Source organism: Serratia sp. NCCP-200 (genome assembly GCF_059697885.1).
Window position 1 is genome coordinate 921,268 of the sequence record NZ_BAAKUJ010000001.1, and the last position, 14,980, is coordinate 936,247.

The 14,980-nt window shown below is 56.4% G+C and carries 14 protein-coding genes; 12 read left to right on the forward strand and 2 right to left on the reverse strand.

Annotation, left to right across the window (positions count from 1 at the left end; genetic code table 11):
* From cheA to AC6HVW_RS04330, 12 genes are all read left to right on the forward strand, one after another.
* Complete coding sequence (cheA, locus tag AC6HVW_RS04275; RefSeq protein ID WP_497569279.1) at positions 1–1,968, forward strand: chemotaxis protein CheA; 1,968 nt, start codon at positions 1–3, stop codon at positions 1,966–1,968.
* 31 nt (positions 1,969–1,999) lie between these two features.
* Positions 2,000–2,500 carry a chemotaxis protein CheW gene (gene cheW, locus AC6HVW_RS04280; protein WP_059201117.1) on the forward strand — a complete coding sequence of 167 codons (501 nt, stop codon included), beginning with the start codon at positions 2,000–2,002 and terminating at the stop codon, positions 2,498–2,500.
* Positions 2,501–2,860: 360 nt separating this feature from the next.
* Positions 2,861–4,528, forward strand: a complete 1,668-nt coding sequence (gene tsr / locus AC6HVW_RS04285) for a methyl-accepting chemotaxis protein (protein WP_071680901.1) — start codon at positions 2,861–2,863, stop codon at positions 4,526–4,528.
* Between the two features lie 88 nt (positions 4,529–4,616).
* Positions 4,617–6,248 carry a methyl-accepting chemotaxis protein gene (locus tag AC6HVW_RS04290; protein ID WP_071680900.1) on the forward strand — a complete coding sequence of 544 codons (1,632 nt, stop codon included), beginning with the start codon at positions 4,617–4,619 and terminating at the stop codon, positions 6,246–6,248.
* 21 nt (positions 6,249–6,269) lie between these two features.
* The gene (cheR, locus tag AC6HVW_RS04295) at positions 6,270–7,142 is read left to right on the forward strand and encodes a protein-glutamate O-methyltransferase CheR (protein ID WP_071680899.1); all 873 of its coding nucleotides are present in this window, start codon (positions 6,270–6,272) and stop codon (positions 7,140–7,142) included.
* A complete protein-coding gene (locus AC6HVW_RS04300; RefSeq protein WP_021180928.1) occupies positions 7,142–8,191 on the forward strand; it encodes a protein-glutamate methylesterase/protein-glutamine glutaminase in 1,050 nt (349 codons plus the stop codon). The genes cheR and AC6HVW_RS04300 overlap by 1 nt, the downstream gene beginning before the upstream one ends.
* Positions 8,192–8,240: 49 nt before the next feature.
* On the forward strand, positions 8,241–8,630 hold the full coding sequence (gene cheY, locus AC6HVW_RS04305) for a chemotaxis response regulator CheY (RefSeq protein WP_021180929.1): 390 nt from the start codon (positions 8,241–8,243) through the stop codon (positions 8,628–8,630).
* A gap of 14 nt (positions 8,631–8,644) precedes the next feature.
* On the forward strand, positions 8,645–9,289 hold the full coding sequence (gene cheZ, locus AC6HVW_RS04310; RefSeq protein ID WP_021180930.1) for a protein phosphatase CheZ: 645 nt from the start codon (positions 8,645–8,647) through the stop codon (positions 9,287–9,289).
* Between the two features lie 154 nt (positions 9,290–9,443).
* Positions 9,444–10,586 (forward strand): flagellar biosynthesis protein FlhB, encoded by a 1,143-nt coding sequence (gene flhB / locus AC6HVW_RS04315; protein ID WP_024485790.1) that lies wholly within the window; start codon positions 9,444–9,446, stop codon positions 10,584–10,586.
* A complete protein-coding gene (gene flhA / locus AC6HVW_RS04320; protein WP_021180932.1) occupies positions 10,579–12,657 on the forward strand; it encodes a flagellar biosynthesis protein FlhA in 2,079 nt (692 codons plus the stop codon). Before flhB ends, flhA begins: the two co-directional genes overlap by 8 nt.
* Positions 12,657–13,058, forward strand: coding sequence for a flagellar protein FlhE (locus tag AC6HVW_RS04325; RefSeq protein ID WP_021180933.1), 402 nt, complete (start codon positions 12,657–12,659; stop codon positions 13,056–13,058). The genes flhA and AC6HVW_RS04325 overlap by 1 nt, the downstream gene beginning before the upstream one ends.
* 83 nt (positions 13,059–13,141) lie before the next feature.
* Positions 13,142–14,083 (forward strand): Rpn family recombination-promoting nuclease/putative transposase, encoded by a 942-nt coding sequence (locus AC6HVW_RS04330; protein ID WP_437437120.1) that lies wholly within the window; start codon positions 13,142–13,144, stop codon positions 14,081–14,083.
* A gap of 40 nt (positions 14,084–14,123) precedes the next feature.
* Here AC6HVW_RS04330 and AC6HVW_RS04335 read toward each other — a convergent pair whose 3' ends face one another.
* Both AC6HVW_RS04335 and flgM read right to left on the reverse strand, forming a co-directional pair.
* Positions 14,124–14,558 (reverse strand): flagella synthesis protein FlgN, encoded by a 435-nt coding sequence (locus AC6HVW_RS04335; RefSeq protein WP_071680897.1) that lies wholly within the window; start codon positions 14,556–14,558, stop codon positions 14,124–14,126.
* A 21-nt stretch (positions 14,559–14,579) separates the two neighbouring features.
* A complete protein-coding gene (flgM, locus tag AC6HVW_RS04340; RefSeq protein ID WP_071680896.1) occupies positions 14,580–14,891 on the reverse strand; it encodes a flagellar biosynthesis anti-sigma factor FlgM in 312 nt (103 codons plus the stop codon).
* Between the last annotated feature and the right edge of the window lie 89 nt (positions 14,892–14,980).

Consider the following 14,980-nt stretch of genomic DNA (forward strand, 5'->3'; position numbering starts at 1 on the left):
GTGAGCATGGACATTAGCGCTTTTTATCAGACCTTTTTTGATGAGGCAGACGAGCTGCTGGCCGATATGGAGCAACATCTGTTGGAGCTGGACCCGCTGGCCCCGGATATTGAACCACTGAACGCGATTTTCCGCGCTGCCCACTCGATCAAGGGCGGGGCAGCTACCTTCGGCTTTAGCGTGCTGCAGGAAACTACCCACCTGCTGGAGAATTTGCTGGACGGTGCCCGGCGTCAGGAAATGAGCCTGAGCACCGAAATTATCAACCTGTTTCTGGAAACCAAAGACATTATGCAGGAGCAACTGGACGCCTATAAAACGTCGCAACAGCCTGATAGCGAGAGCTTTGAGTATATTTGTCAGGCGTTGCGGCAGTTGGCTTTGGAAGCGCAACAGCAGGATGCTCCTGCGGCGGCGGTAACGGTAACCTCACCGGTAGTTCATGCTGCTGCTCCGGCTGCGATTGAAGGCGGGATGCGGATCAACCTGAGCGGCCTGAAGCCGAATGAAATTCCGCTGATGCTGGAAGAGTTGGGCAATCTGGGCGAGGTGGAAAACCCGCAGCAGACCGAGACCAGCTTGGAGGTCACTTTACTGACCTCTGCCAGTGAGGAGGATATCAGTGCGGTATTGTGCTTTGTGCTGGAACCGGAGCAGATTGCCTTTTCCACGCCGCCGAAGATCGTGGAGAAGATCAGCACGCCGGAACCCGCGGCCGTTGTCACACCTACCTCGCCTGCTACGGTGGCTGAGGCGCCAAAGCCCAAAGCCAAGGCTAGCGAATCCACCAGTATCCGCGTGGCAGTAGAAAAGGTCGATCAACTGATCAACCTGGTGGGGGAATTGGTGATCACTCAGTCGATGCTGGCGCAACGTTCCGGCTCCCTGGATCCGGTCAACCACGGCGATCTGCTCAACAGCATGAGCCAGTTGGAGCGTAACGCTCGCGATCTGCAAGAGTCGGTGATGTCGATCCGAATGATGCCGATGGAGTACGTTTTCAGCCGTTTCCCGCGCCTGGTGCGCGATCTGGCCAGTAAGCTGGACAAGCAGGTGGAGTTGACGCTACGCGGTAGCTCTACCGAACTGGATAAGAGCCTGATTGAACGCATTATCGATCCGCTGACGCACCTGGTGCGTAACAGCCTGGATCACGGAATTGAAGAACCTGCTGCACGCCTGGCCGCCGGTAAGGCCGAAGTCGGTAGTCTGATCCTGTCCGCCGAACATCAGGGCGGCAATATCTGCATTGAGGTCACCGATGACGGTGCCGGTCTCAATCGCCAGAAAATTCTCGCCAAGGCTGCTTCGCAGGGGCTAGCGGTGAGTGACAACATGAGCGATGAAGAGGTCGGCATGCTGATCTTTGCCCCGGGTTTCTCCACCGCCGAGCAGGTGACTGACGTCTCCGGGCGCGGAGTGGGCATGGACGTGGTGAAGCGAAATATTCAGGAGATGGGGGGCCATGTCGAAATCCATTTCCAGGCTGGGAAGGGCACCTCAATCCGCATTTTACTGCCGCTGACGCTGGCCATTCTTGATGGCATGTCGGTCAAGGTGAATGAGGAAGTGTTCATTCTGCCATTGAATGCCGTAATGGAGTCATTGCAACCGCAGGCCGAGGATTTGCATCCGCTGGCCGGTGGGGAGCGTGTGCTTCAGGTACGCGGTGAGTATCTGCCTCTGGTCGAGCTGTATCGGGTGTTTGAGGTTGACGGGGCCAAAACCGAAGCCACTCAGGGCATTGTGGTGATTTTGCAAAGTGCAGGCCGCCGCTATGCGCTGCTGGTCGATCAGTTGATCGGTCAGCACCAGGTGGTGGTGAAAAATCTGGAAAGCAATTACCGCAAGGTGCCGGGCATTTCGGCTGCCACCATTCTGGGGGATGGCAGCGTGGCGCTGATTGTAGATGTTTCAGCGCTGCAAACGCTGAACCGGGAAAAGCGTCTGACGGACGCTGCCGCATAATTATTAACCGACTGATTTAAAGGTGATCGAAATGGCAGGACTGGCAGCCGTCAGCAAACTGGCGGGCGAAACGGTAGGTCAGGAGTTCCTGATTTTTACCTTGGGTAACGAAGAGTATGGCATTGATATCCTCAAGGTTCAGGAGATCCGCGGTTACGATCAGGTAACGCGCATCGCCAACACCCCGGCGTTTATCAAGGGCGTGACCAATCTGCGTGGGGTGATCGTGCCGATTATCGATCTGCGCGTGAAGTTTGCCCAGCAGGACGTCTCTTATGATGAAAACACCGTGGTGATCGTGCTGAACTTTGGCCAGCGGGTGGTGGGTATCGTGGTGGATGGCGTGTCTGATGTGCTGTCGTTAACGACGGATCAGATCCGCCCAGCCCCTGAGTTCGCGGTTACGCTGGCGACGGAATATCTCACCGGTCTGGGGTCGCTCGGTGAACGTATGCTGATCCTGGTGGATATCGAAAAGCTGCTGAGCAGTGAAGAGATGTCGCTGGTGGATAGCGTAGCGAAAAGCGCCTGATTGACTAAGTTGCTGTGTGTGATGGTGTAATTGGTGAGGCGTATTGGCGTCAGGTCCCCTCACCCCAACCCTATCTCACAGGGAGAGGGAGCTGGCACGGTGATGTGAATAAGTACGCAATTCAATTTGCGGCACTTTAAATCAGGGCACAGGTATAAAGTTGTAGCACGTTCTGTTCCCTCTCCCTGTGGGAGAGGGTTAGGGTGAGGGGCCATCCCTTCGCCGAGCTAAAATCTTATCCTCCGCACAATACAAAAAAATAGTTACAGATTTTTCTTAAAGTTCTCTTCTGCCACGCCGATAACCCAGACAGTTAACGTACACAGCGCTTGTCTGTGCGGGCTTCCAAGAAGGGTAAAAATGTTTAATCGTATGAAGGTGGTCACCAGCTTATTGCTGGTGCTGGTGTTATTCGGTGCCTTGCAGCTGGTTTCCGGTGGGCTGTTTTTCACTTCGCTGAAAGATAACAAAGAAAATTTTACCGTACTGCAAACTATCCGACAGCAGCAGTCAGAACTGAATGAAAGCTGGGTAAACTTGCTGCAAACCCGCAATACCCTCAATCGTGCCGGGATCCGCTACATGATGGACCTCAATAAAGCGGGCACCGGTGCCACAGTTGATGAACTGCTGGTCTCGGCGAAAAAAACCTTGAGCATGGCGGAACAGCACTACGCTGCCTATGAAAAAATCCCTCTGGATGCTCGCCAGGATGCCGCAGCGGCAGACGAACTCAAGCAACGCTATACCACGTTGCACACTGCGCTGTCGGAACTGATCCCGCTGTTGGGTGACGGCAAGCTGGACGCCTTCTTTGAACAGCCCACTCAGCGTTATCAGACTGAATTTGAACAGCTCTATAACCGCTACCTGACTCAGAACGACAAGCTATACCAGATCGCAGTCGAAGATGGCGACAGCTCTTTCGAATTCGCCGTGTGGACGCTGGTCGTGGTGCTGGTATTGGTGGTTGCGGTGATCGCCATGGTCTGGTTCGGCATCCACCATATTCTGGTGCGCCCACTCAATCGTATGATTGAGCACATCAAACTGATCGCCGCAGGCGATCTGACTCACCAAATCGACGTCAACAGCCGCAACGAAATGGGCGTGCTGGCAGCCAGCCTCAGACATATGCAAGGCGAACTGATCGACACCGTCAGCGGCGTGCGTCAGGGGGCCGATGCCATCTATAGCGGTGCTTCCGAGATTGCCGCAGGTAACAACGATCTCTCTTCCCGTACCGAACAGCAGGCCGCCTCGCTGGAAGAAACCGCCGCCAGCATGGAGCAATTGACCGCGACGGTGAAACAGAACGCCGAAAACGCCCGTCAGGCCAGCCAACTGGCGTTGAGCGCCTCAGAAACCGCGCAGAAAGGCGGCAAAGTGGTCGCCAACGTGGTGCAAACCATGCACGACATCGCTGGCAGCTCGCAGAAAATTGCCGACATTACCAGCGTGATCGACGGCATCGCCTTCCAGACCAATATCCTGGCGTTGAATGCGGCAGTTGAAGCTGCCCGTGCCGGTGAACAGGGCCGTGGTTTTGCCGTGGTTGCCGGTGAAGTACGCAACCTGGCAAGCCGCAGCGCGCAGGCAGCCAAAGAGATCAAAGGCCTGATTGAAGACTCGGTTAGCCGCGTTGATATGGGCTCGGTGCTGGTGGAAAGCGCCGGTGAAACCATGGGCGATATCGTCAATGCCGTCACCCGCGTCACCGACATCATGGGTGAAATCGCTTCGGCCTCCGACGAGCAGAGCCGTGGTATCGATCAGGTTGGCCAAGCGGTTGCCGAAATGGATCGAGTCACTCAACAGAACGCCTCTTTGGTCGAAGAATCGGCCTCTGCGGCGGCAGCTCTGGAAGAGCAGGCCAGCCGCTTGACCCAGTCCGTTGCGGTATTCCGACTGAAAGCGGAAGGCCAAAACGAGTTCAAGGCATCCGCCAGCAGTAAAGTCGTTACCCCGGTAATCAATCATAAAAAAATGAACGCCAGCGATCCGCAGGAGAACTGGGAAACGTTCTAACCGGCATTGGGCTGCGTTCTCCCTGCGAGATCGTGGCCCTTTTTTCCGTCCTAAGTCGTGTTAATCCGCGGCTACCTGGAGGTTTATCGTGTTTAACCGAGTCCGTATCTCTACCAGTCTGTTTTTATTACTGCTGACCTTTTGCCTGATGCAACTGGTTAGCACCGGCTTGTCGTATACCGCTTCCCGCTCCGATAACCACAATCTTAATCTGATTAGTCTGGGTAGCCAGCAGCGTGATGCCCTCAGCCTGAGCTGGGTTTCCCTGCTACAGGCACGTAACACCTTGAACCGGGCTGGCACCCGTGCAGCGCTGAAAGTACCGCAAGAACAGGTCGATGCGCTGATGGGCAACGCCCGCAGTTCGTTGCAGAAAGCCGATCTCTATTTTAATCAGTTCCTGGCCGTCTCGCGTAACAGCGACCAGGAGCAGCAACTGACAGAAACCACCCAAGCCAGCTATGAGCGGCTACGCGGTGCGCTGCGCGAACTGATTGTCTTCCTGGAGGGCGGCAACCTGCAGGGCTTTATGGGTCAACCTACACAGAAAATGCAGGACCTTTTCGAAGCCGACTTCGTCCAGTACCTGCAACTGGTCAACGAAAATATCGCCCAGGCCAATGCGGCCAACCAGCGCTCCTTCACGCTGGCCGGTTGGCTGGTGTGCGGCGCAGTGCTGATGCTGATCCTGGTGACCGCCAGCGCCATGTGGTGGTTACGCAATATGTTGGTTCAGCCGCTGAATATTATGCGCAGCCACTTTGACCGTATCGCCGACGGCAACCTGGCCACGCCGATCCAGGTGTATGGCCGCAACGAGATCAGCATGTTGTTTGCCAGCCTGCACCGCATGCAGAACTCGTTGATTGGCACAGTCGGCGCGGTGCGCGAAGGCGCCGAGTCGATCCTGATCGGGCTACAGGAGATTTCGGAAGGCAATAACGATCTCTCTTCCCGCACCGAGCAGCAAGCCGCATCGCTGGAAGAATCAGCCGCCAGCATGGAGCAGTTAACCGCCACGGTGAAACAGAACGCCGACAATGCCCGCCAGGCCTCAAAGCTGGCGCGCGATGCTTCAGCCACCGCTGCCAAGGGCGGGGAAATGGCCGACGAGGTGGTCACCACCATGCACGATATTGCCAGCAGCTCGCAGAAAATTGGTGCCATTACCAGCGTGATCGACGGTATTGCCTTCCAGACCAACATCCTGGCGTTGAACGCGGCGGTTGAAGCTGCGCGGGCGGGGGAACAAGGGCGTGGTTTTGCCGTGGTGGCCGCAGAGGTGCGCAATCTGGCTCAGCGTAGCGCTCAGGCAGCGAAAGAAATCAAAGTGCTGATCGATGAGTCGGTTGGCCGTGTTAAGCAAGGGTCGGTGCTGGTTGAAGACTCCGGTGCCACGATGAAGGATATCGTGCGTTCGGTGACCCGCGTTACCGACATTATGGGCGAGATCTCCTCGGCTTCCGATGAGCAAAGCCGCGGTATCGAGCAGGTCACTCAGGCCGTGACCCAGATGGATCAGGTGACGCAACAGAACGCCGCGCTGGTGGAACAAGCGGCCTCTGCGGCGGCGGCATTGGAAGAGCAGGCGATTACGCTGGCCGATGCGGTAGCGGTATTCCGCCTGGCGGACGACAACATCACCTTATCAGACAGCCTTAACAACGGAGTTTTATCAGTGGCAAAGGAAGCAACTAGTGTCGAATTGTATAGCAAGTAACAACAACTCGGGTGAAGGGTTATGAGTGGCTCATCCTCATCCACTAATAAAGAGCCTGCGTCTTTGCTGACACAGATGGTGCAACGGTTGCCCCTGTCGGATGTGCATTTCCGACGGATCAGCCAGTTGATCTATCAGCGTGCCGGTATTGTGCTGGCAGAGCACAAACGCGAGATGGTTTACAACCGTCTGGTGCGTCGTCTGCGGCTGCTGGGAATACCCGATTTTGGTAGCTATCTGGTGTTGTTGGAAAGCGATAGCAACAGCGCCGAGTGGCAGGCATTCGTCAACGCCCTGACCACCAACCTGACGGCGTTTTTCCGTGAGGCGCACCATTTTCCGATCCTGGCGGAACATGCGCGTTCGCGTCCCAATGGTTACAGCGTGTGGAGTACCGCCGCCTCGACCGGTGAAGAGCCTTACTCGATCGCCATTACCTTGAATGAGGCGCTAGGGCAGCGTGCGACGGGGACGCAGGTGTGGGCCAGCGATATTGATACTCAGGTATTGGAAAAGGCCGAAGCGGGGGTGTATCGCCAGGAAGATCTGCGCACCCTGACACCGGCGCAGATGCAGCGTTATTTCCTGCGAGGGACCGGGCCTCACCATGGTCTGGTACGGGTTCGGCCAGAACTGGCGGCACAGGTGCACTTTCAGCCGCTCAATCTGCTGGCCCCTGAATGGGCGTTGCCGGGGCAGTTTGATGCGATATTTTGCCGTAACGTGATGATCTATTTCGACAAGGAAACACAAGAGCGCATTTTGCGGCGCTTTGTGCCGCTGCTTAAACCGGGGGGCCTGATGTTTGCCGGCCATTCCGAAAACTTCAGCCAGATCAGCCGGGATTTCTACTTGCGTGGGCAGACCGTGTATGGCCTGACCAAGGAGAGGTAATGAATAAAATCAGCGTATTAAGCGTAGACGACTCTGCCCTGATGCGGCAGCTGATGACCGAGATTGTCAATAGCCATCCCGATATGGAGATGGTGGCGACCGCCCCCGATCCGCTGGTGGCTCGCGATCTGATCAAGAAATTCAACCCGCAGGTGCTGACGCTGGACGTCGAAATGCCGCGTATGGACGGGCTGGATTTTCTGGAGAAACTGATGCGCCTGCGGCCGATGCCGGTGGTGATGGTGTCGTCGCTGACCGGAAAGGGATCGGAGATCACCCTACGGGCGTTGGAACTGGGCGCGGTGGATTTTGTCACCAAGCCGCAACTCGGGATCCGCGAAGGCATGCTGGCCTATAGCGAGTTGATTGCCGAAAAAATCCGCACGGCGGCCAAGGCGCGACTGCCACAGCGTTCAACGGCACCGGCTCCGGAGATCCTCAGCCATACGCCGTTGTTGAGCAGTGAGAAGCTGATCGCTATCGGGGCATCTACCGGGGGGACTGAGGCAATCCGCCACGTCTTGCAGCCGTTACCGGCTACCAGCCCGGCGTTATTGATCACCCAGCATATGCCGCCAGGCTTTACCCGTTCATTTGCCGAGCGGCTCAACAAGCTGTGCCAGATCACGGTGAAAGAAGCCGAAGACGGCGAGCGCGTCTTGCCGGGCCATGCCTATATCGCGCCGGGAGATCGTCATCTGGAGCTGACGCGCAGCGGCGCCAACTATCAGGTTCGGCTGCATGATGGCCCGCCGGTGAACCGGCATCGTCCTTCGGTCGATGTGCTGTTCCGCTCGGTGGCCCAGTTTGCCGGGCGCAATGCGGTGGGGGTGATCCTCACCGGCATGGGGAATGACGGTGCGGCAGGCATGCTGGAAATGCACCGTGCCGGGGCGTACACCCTGGCGCAGAACGAAGCCAGCTGTGTGGTGTTTGGCATGCCACGTGAGGCTATTGCCACCGGCGGAGTCAATGAAGTAGTGGAATTGGAGCGCATGAGCCAACGCATGTTGGCGCAGATCGCGGGTGGTCAGGCGCTGCGTATTTGATGTTATGCCCCGAACCTCGGGGCAAAAACGATTAACCTTAGGAGCAATAATGGCAGACAAAAACCTTAAATTTCTGGTGGTGGATGATTTTTCCACCATGCGCCGCATCGTCAGAAATTTGCTGAAAGAACTGGGTTTTAACAACGTCGAAGAGGCGGAAGACGGGGCGGATGCGTTGAACAAACTGCGCGCCGGCAGCTTCGATTTCGTGGTATCAGACTGGAATATGCCGAACATGGATGGCCTTGAGCTGCTGCAAACCATCCGTGCTGACGGCGCGCTGGCGTCAATGCCGGTATTGATGGTGACGGCGGAAGCCAAGAAAGAGAACATTATTGCTGCCGCTCAGGCGGGTGCCAGCGGTTACGTGGTGAAACCCTTCACGGCGGCGACGCTGGAAGAGAAGCTCAACAAGATCTTTGAAAAACTGGGCATGTAAAAAAGGAGAGGGCGATGAGAGATATTCCAATGCCTGCCAGCGATGCAGCGACAGCGGGTGAGATCATCTCCCGTATCGGTCAACTGACCCGCATGCTGCGTGACAGCATGCGTGAGCTGGGGCTAGATCAGGCTATCGCTCAGGCTGCCGAAGCGATCCCGGACGCACGCGACCGTCTTGATTATGTGGTCACCATGACGGCGCAGGCGGCGGAACGAGCGCTCAACTGCGTGGAAGCGGCACAACCCCGCCAGGCGGAGTTGGAGTCGCAGGCCAATATGCTAAAAGGGCGCTGGGACGAGTGGTTTGCCAACCCCATTGAGCTGGCTGATGCCCGCTCACTGGTGACGGATACCCGTCAGTATCTGGATCGGGTGCCGGAGCACACCGCATTCACCAACGCCCAGTTGCTGGAGATCATGATGGCGCAGGATTTCCAGGATCTCACCGGCCAGGTGATCAAGCGCATGATGGACGTGGTGCAGGAGATTGAAAAGCAACTGCTGATGGTACTGATGGAAAACATCCCGGATCAGCCAGCCAAAGAGAAAAGGCCGAACGACAGCCTGCTCAATGGCCCGCAGTTGGATCAGAACGGGGCTGGCGTAATTGCCAATCAGGCCCAGGTGGACGATCTGCTCGACAGCCTGGGTTTTTGATCATTTATTAGGGCGCACACTGCGCCCTAAATCTTTTCGCTAGCCCATCCCCGAAATAACCGGCCTTTTGCGCCGTTGTTCCCGCAATGAAATCCGCATTTTTTTGGCATGCTGGCGGCAATTCTATTCTTCGCACGCAATGGGAACCCTCGCCTTGGCCGAAGACAGTGATATGGAAAAAACTGAGGCCCCCACACCCCACCGGCTGGAAAAGGCGCGTGAAGAGGGCCAGATTGCGCGTTCGCGCGAGCTGACCTCGATCCTGATGCTGATTGCGGGGTTGTCGATCTTGTGGGTCGCGGGTGGCCATATGGCGCAACAGTTGGCGAGGATGTTATCGGAAGGACTGCATTTTGATCACAACATGGTCAGCAACGATAAGCAGATGCTGCGCCAGTTTGCGATGTTACTGCGTCAAGCGGTGTGGGCGCTGATGCCGATCCTGGCCGGATTGGTGCTGGTGGCGCTGTCGGCCCCGATGCTACTGGGCGGCGTGGGCTTTAGCCTTAAGTTTGATGCCAAGCGCATGAACCCGATCTCCGGATTAAAACGGATGTTCTCCACCCAGGTGCTGGCAGAGTTGCTGAAGGCCATTCTCAAAGCGACGCTGGTGGGTTGGGTGGCCGGTCTTTACCTGTGGCACAACTGGGCGGCGATGCTGCATCTGGTTACGCAGCAGCCGCAGGATGCACTGCGCAATGCGCTACAGATCGTGATTTTCTGCGGTATGTTGATCGTCCTTGGGTTGGTGCCGATGGTGGCCTTCGACGTGTTTTATCAGCTATGGAGCCACTTCAAGAAATTGAAGATGACCAAGCAGGAAATCCGCGACGAACACAAGCAGCAGGAGGGCGATCCCCATGTCAAAGGGCGTATTCGCCAGCAACAGCGGGCCATCTCTCGCCGCCGCATGATGTCCGACGTGCCGAAGGCCGACGTGATTGTCACCAACCCGACACATTACGCCGTGGCATTGCAATACAACGACAAGAACATGAGTGCGCCAAAAGTCCTTGCCAAAGGGGCAGGGGAGATTGCCTTGCGTATCCGTGAATTGGCGAACGAACACCGTATCCCGACCCTGGAAGCTCCGCCGCTGGCGCGGGCGCTATACCGTCACAGTGAGATTGGGCAACACATTCCCACGACCTTGTATGCCGCCGTGGCCGAGGTCCTGGCCTGGGTCTACCAGCTGCGCCGTTGGCAGCGTGAAGGTGGCCTGATCCCGAAAAAACCTCAACGTTTACCGGTGCCGGAAGCACTGGATTTTGCTGGAGAGAATAACTCAGATGGCTAATTTGGCCTCCCTGCTTCGTTTGCCGGGTAATTTTAAAGATACGCAGTGGCAGGTGCTGGCTGGCCCGATACTGATCCTGATGATCCTGTCGATGATGGTGCTGCCATTACCGGCATTTATCCTCGATCTGCTGTTTACCTTCAATATTGCCTTGTCGATCATGGTGCTGTTGGTGGCGATGTTTACCCAGCGGACGCTGGAGTTCGCCGCATTCCCAACCATCCTGCTGTTCTCAACCCTGTTACGCCTATCGTTGAACGTCGCTTCCACGAGGATCATCCTGATGGAGGGGCATACCGGCGCGGCTGCGGCGGGGCGGGTGGTTGAAGCGTTCGGTCACTTCCTGGTGGGTGGTAACTTCGCCATCGGTATCGTGGTGTTTATCATCCTGGTGCTGATCAACTTTATGGTGATCACCAAAGGGGCCGGGCGTATTGCCGAAGTGGGTGCGCGTTTTGTCCTTGATGGGATGCCGGGCAAACAGATGGCGATCGATGCCGATCTGAACGCCGGGCTGATCGGCGAAGACGAGGCTAAAAAGCGCCGTTCCGAAGTGACGCAGGAAGCGGATTTCTACGGTTCGATGGACGGTGCCAGCAAGTTTGTGCGCGGTGACGCGGTAGCAGGCTTGATGATCATGGTGATTAACGTAGTAGGCGGCCTGTTGGTCGGCGTGATCCAGCACGGCATGGAGTTGGGTACCGCGGCTGAAACCTATACCTTGCTGACCATCGGTGATGGCCTGGTCGCCCAGATCCCTGCGTTGGTGATCTCGACGGCGGCCGGTGTGATCGTCACCCGCGTAGCGACCGATGAGGACGTTGGCGAGCAGATGGTCAACCAGTTGTTCAACAATCCGCGCGTGATGGTGTTGAGTGCTGCGGTGTTGGGGCTGTTGGGGATGGTTCCGGGTATGCCAAACCTGGTGTTCCTGCTGTTTACGGCGGCACTGCTGGCGTTGGCCTGGCGGCTGCGCGGGCGTGAACAGCAGGCGCCGAAAGTTAAAGAACCGCCGCTGCCGCAGGAAAATCCGCAGGCGGTAGAGGCCAGTTGGTCTGATGTACAGCTGGAGGATCCGTTGGGCATGGAAGTCGGTTACCGCCTGATCCCTATGGTGGACTTTCAGCAAAACGGCGAACTGCTGGGACGTATTCGTGGCATCCGTAAAAAATTCGCTCAGGATACGGGCTATTTGCCACCGGTGGTGCATATTCGCGACAACCTCGAACTGTCGGCGGCCAGTTATCGCATTCTGATGAAAGGGGTGGAGATCGGTAGCGGTGAGGCACATCCGGGGCGCTGGCTGGCGATAAATCCGGGCAATGCGGTGGGTGAGCTGGCCGGTGACAAAACCGTCGATCCGGCCTTCGGGCTGGAGGCGGTGTGGATCGATAGCGCACTGCGTGAACAGGCGCAGATCCAGGGGTTCACGGTGGTGGAAGCCAGCACCGTTGTTGCCACTCACCTCAACCATTTGCTTGGTCAGTTTGCCAGCGAGCTGTTTGGTCGCCAGGAAACCCAGCAACTGTTGGATCGTGTTTCGCAGGAGATGCCGAAGCTGACGGAAGATTTTGTGCCTGGCGTAGTTTCGCTGACTACGCTGCACAAGGTGCTACAGAATCTGCTGGCCGAGCGGGTGTCGATTCGCGATATGCGCACCATTATCGAAACGCTGGCGGAACATGCGCCAACGCAAAGCGATCCTTTCGAACTGACCTCCGTGGTGCGCGTGGCCCTTGGGCGGGCCATCACTCAGCAGTGGTTCCCGGGTAACGGTGAGATCCAGGTCATTGGTCTGGATACGCCGCTTGAGCGCCTGCTGTTGCAGGCCCTGCAAGGGGGCGGAGGTCTTGAACCTGGGTTGGCGGACCGCTTGTTGGATCAGGCCAGGCAGGCGCTGCAACGTCAGGAAATGCTCAGTGCACCGCCTGTGCTGCTGGTAAACCACGCGTTACGTGCCCTGCTGGCGCGCTTCCTGCGCCGTACCTTGCCGCAGTTGGTGGTGCTGTCGAACCTGGAAATCAACGATGAGCGTCAGATCCGCATGACCTCAACCATAGGAGCCGCCTGATGAAAGCTTTCCTTCCTTTGTTGGTGTTGTTCGCTCCGCTGGCAGCGCAGGCGGTGTCGGGGTCTTGGGCCGCCGATGCCAGCGGCGTCACGCTGGAAACGGGGAGCGTGCGTGATGTCTCCCCCAGCCTGCGGCCAGCTAATCCACCGGCGGCCGAGGCTCGGGTGACCAGTGTAAGCTGGCGTTATCAGTTGCTGGCAGGGGCGCCTGCCGGATTAGAGGTACAGCTTTGCACCTCGTCACGCTGCCTACCGCTCGGCGCGGGCAGTGGCCGTAGTGAGGCTTTCAACGGTATTCCCGCAGACAGCGAGTTCCGCTTCATTTATTACGTGAAGTCTCGCGGCGCGCTAAACCCTCCGCTGCGGGCGATCTCTAATCAGGTGATTGTGAATTACCAATGAGTTGCGAGTCGGATCCAGCATTAAGGCGGCAGTAATGTGAAGTAATAAAAGCCTGTGGTAGGTTTTTTCATGTTAAGTCCAGGATGACCAACATGAAAAAAACCACCTCTGTATCGCATGACGCGGTATTTAAAAAGTTCCTCACTAACCCAGACACGGCCAGAGACTTTCTGGAGTTACACCTGCCGTCGGTCTTGCTGCAATATTGCGATTTGAGTACGCTAAAACTTGAATCCGGCAGTTTTATCGAAAGCGATCTGCGAGCCAGTTACTCTGACGTGCTCTACTCATTACGTACTGAGAGGGGAGACGCGTATGTATGCGTTTTGATCGAACACCAAAGCAGCCCTGATAAGCATATGGCATTTCGTTTAATACGTTATGCGATCGCTGCAATGCAACGCCACCTTGATACGGGTTACGATCAACTTCCCCTAGTGATCCCAACCCTGTTTTATCACGGCCAGGTGACGCCTTATCCCTATTCGATGAGCTGGCTGGAAGAATTCAGTGAACCTGATTTGGCCAGGCAACTTTATGCTGGACATTTCCCATTGGTTGACGTCACCGTCATACCGGACGATGACATCATGCAGCAACGCCGTATGGCTATCTTGGAACTGCTGCAAAAACACGTGCGCCAGCGTGACCTATTCGAAATAAAGGAACGACTGGTCACATTATTATCGTTTGGGTACACTACCAATGAGCAATTGATCTCGTTGGTGAACTACATGTTGCAGGTGGGGAACACGACCGAACCGGATAAGCTGATCCGTGAGTTGGCCCGTCGTACGCCACGGCACGAGGAGGAATTGATGACCATTGCAGAATATCTCGAGCAAAAAGGCTTCAAGAAAGGCATGGAGCAAGGTATCGAACAAGGTATTGAGAAGGGTATGGAACAGGCACGGGCAACCGTCTTGAACATTGCGAGTGCCATGCTGGCCGATGGCTTTGACCGTGCTGTAGTGATGAAATTAACCGGCCTTTCCGCAGACGATTTGGCACAACTTCACCACTAACATCTGTGGGAAATAGCCGGTGTTAGCTGGTTGATCGTGTTCAAACCCCAATCTTACGGCCCAGCAGGCTCCCCGCACGGGACTGACCATCGGGGCCGTACAGCGATTTATTCTGCTTGTTTAAAATCGCCAGCGCCTGCGTATTGTGCTCAATATGGTGATTGAGCAGCATGCCGTTATGGTGATTCTGTTCGCGCAGTTGCAGGCTTTGCTGTTGCACCTGCTGCCAGCGGGACGCCAACTGCGGTTGGTCCTCATAAGGTGCTTGGCAGTGCTGCAGCCGTTCCATCTCCAGCCGCTGTTGGTCCAGATAATTGACCGTCGCCAGCAGTTGGCTTTTAGCATCTGTCACGCGCTGCAAAGCCACGCCAGCCAAGGTTTTGGAGCACAGTAAAGCGTGCTCTTCCGTCTGCACCGTGCCTAACGCCTGCAAGGTGTCCAGCAGCTTATCCAGCAGTTGTGCCAGGTTTTCCATATCAATGACTCACCCTTGGTGTTAACCCCGATCGGTGCCGGATTGCCATTCGCTTTGCACGTCTTGTAACAAGGCGTCGGCGATCTTGCCGGTATCCATCTTCAATTCGCCGTTGCGGATCGCCTGCTTGATGCTTTCCACTCGCTCCATATTGATATCTTGGCTACCCGGCTGCATCAGGCGAGCCTGTGCATCGCTCAGCTTAACCTGGGTGCCGCTGACCGTAGTTTCCGCCGAGACCTTTTTACGTGCTTGCAACGTGCTGTCTGTCTGTGTTTCTCGCGGCTGCACCGTGGGCACGGGTTGCAACCGTTGGGTACGATCGATACTCATGTTCAATCTCCATCTGTACCACCGTCGCCTAGGCAACGGGGAGTTCAAATCTGTGGCCCTGGTGGCCGGATAAGTGCTGCTATGACTTT

Excerpts from the sequence above, each read along its gene's own strand:
- AC6HVW_RS04325 (WP_021180933.1), top strand. The coding sequence starts at position 12,657 with ATGAAAGCTTTCCTTCCTTTGTTGGTGTTGTTCGCTCCGCTGGCAGCG.
- AC6HVW_RS04300 (WP_021180928.1), top strand. The coding sequence starts at position 7,142 with ATGAATAAAATCAGCGTATTAAGCGTAGACGACTCTGCCCTGATGCGG.
- cheY (WP_021180929.1), top strand. The coding sequence starts at position 8,241 with ATGGCAGACAAAAACCTTAAATTTCTGGTGGTGGATGATTTTTCCACC.
- tsr (WP_071680901.1), top strand. The coding sequence starts at position 2,861 with ATGTTTAATCGTATGAAGGTGGTCACCAGCTTATTGCTGGTGCTGGTG.
- flhA (WP_021180932.1), top strand. The coding sequence starts at position 10,579 with ATGGCTAATTTGGCCTCCCTGCTTCGTTTGCCGGGTAATTTTAAAGAT.
- cheW (WP_059201117.1), top strand. The coding sequence starts at position 2,000 with ATGGCAGGACTGGCAGCCGTCAGCAAACTGGCGGGCGAAACGGTAGGT.
- flgM (WP_071680896.1), bottom strand. The coding sequence starts at position 14,891 with ATGAGTATCGATCGTACCCAACGGTTGCAACCCGTGCCCACGGTGCAG.
- AC6HVW_RS04335 (WP_071680897.1), bottom strand. The coding sequence starts at position 14,558 with ATGGAAAACCTGGCACAACTGCTGGATAAGCTGCTGGACACCTTGCAG.
- AC6HVW_RS04330 (WP_437437120.1), top strand. The coding sequence starts at position 13,142 with ATGACCAACATGAAAAAAACCACCTCTGTATCGCATGACGCGGTATTT.
- cheR (WP_071680899.1), top strand. The coding sequence starts at position 6,270 with ATGAGTGGCTCATCCTCATCCACTAATAAAGAGCCTGCGTCTTTGCTG.
- cheZ (WP_021180930.1), top strand. The coding sequence starts at position 8,645 with ATGAGAGATATTCCAATGCCTGCCAGCGATGCAGCGACAGCGGGTGAG.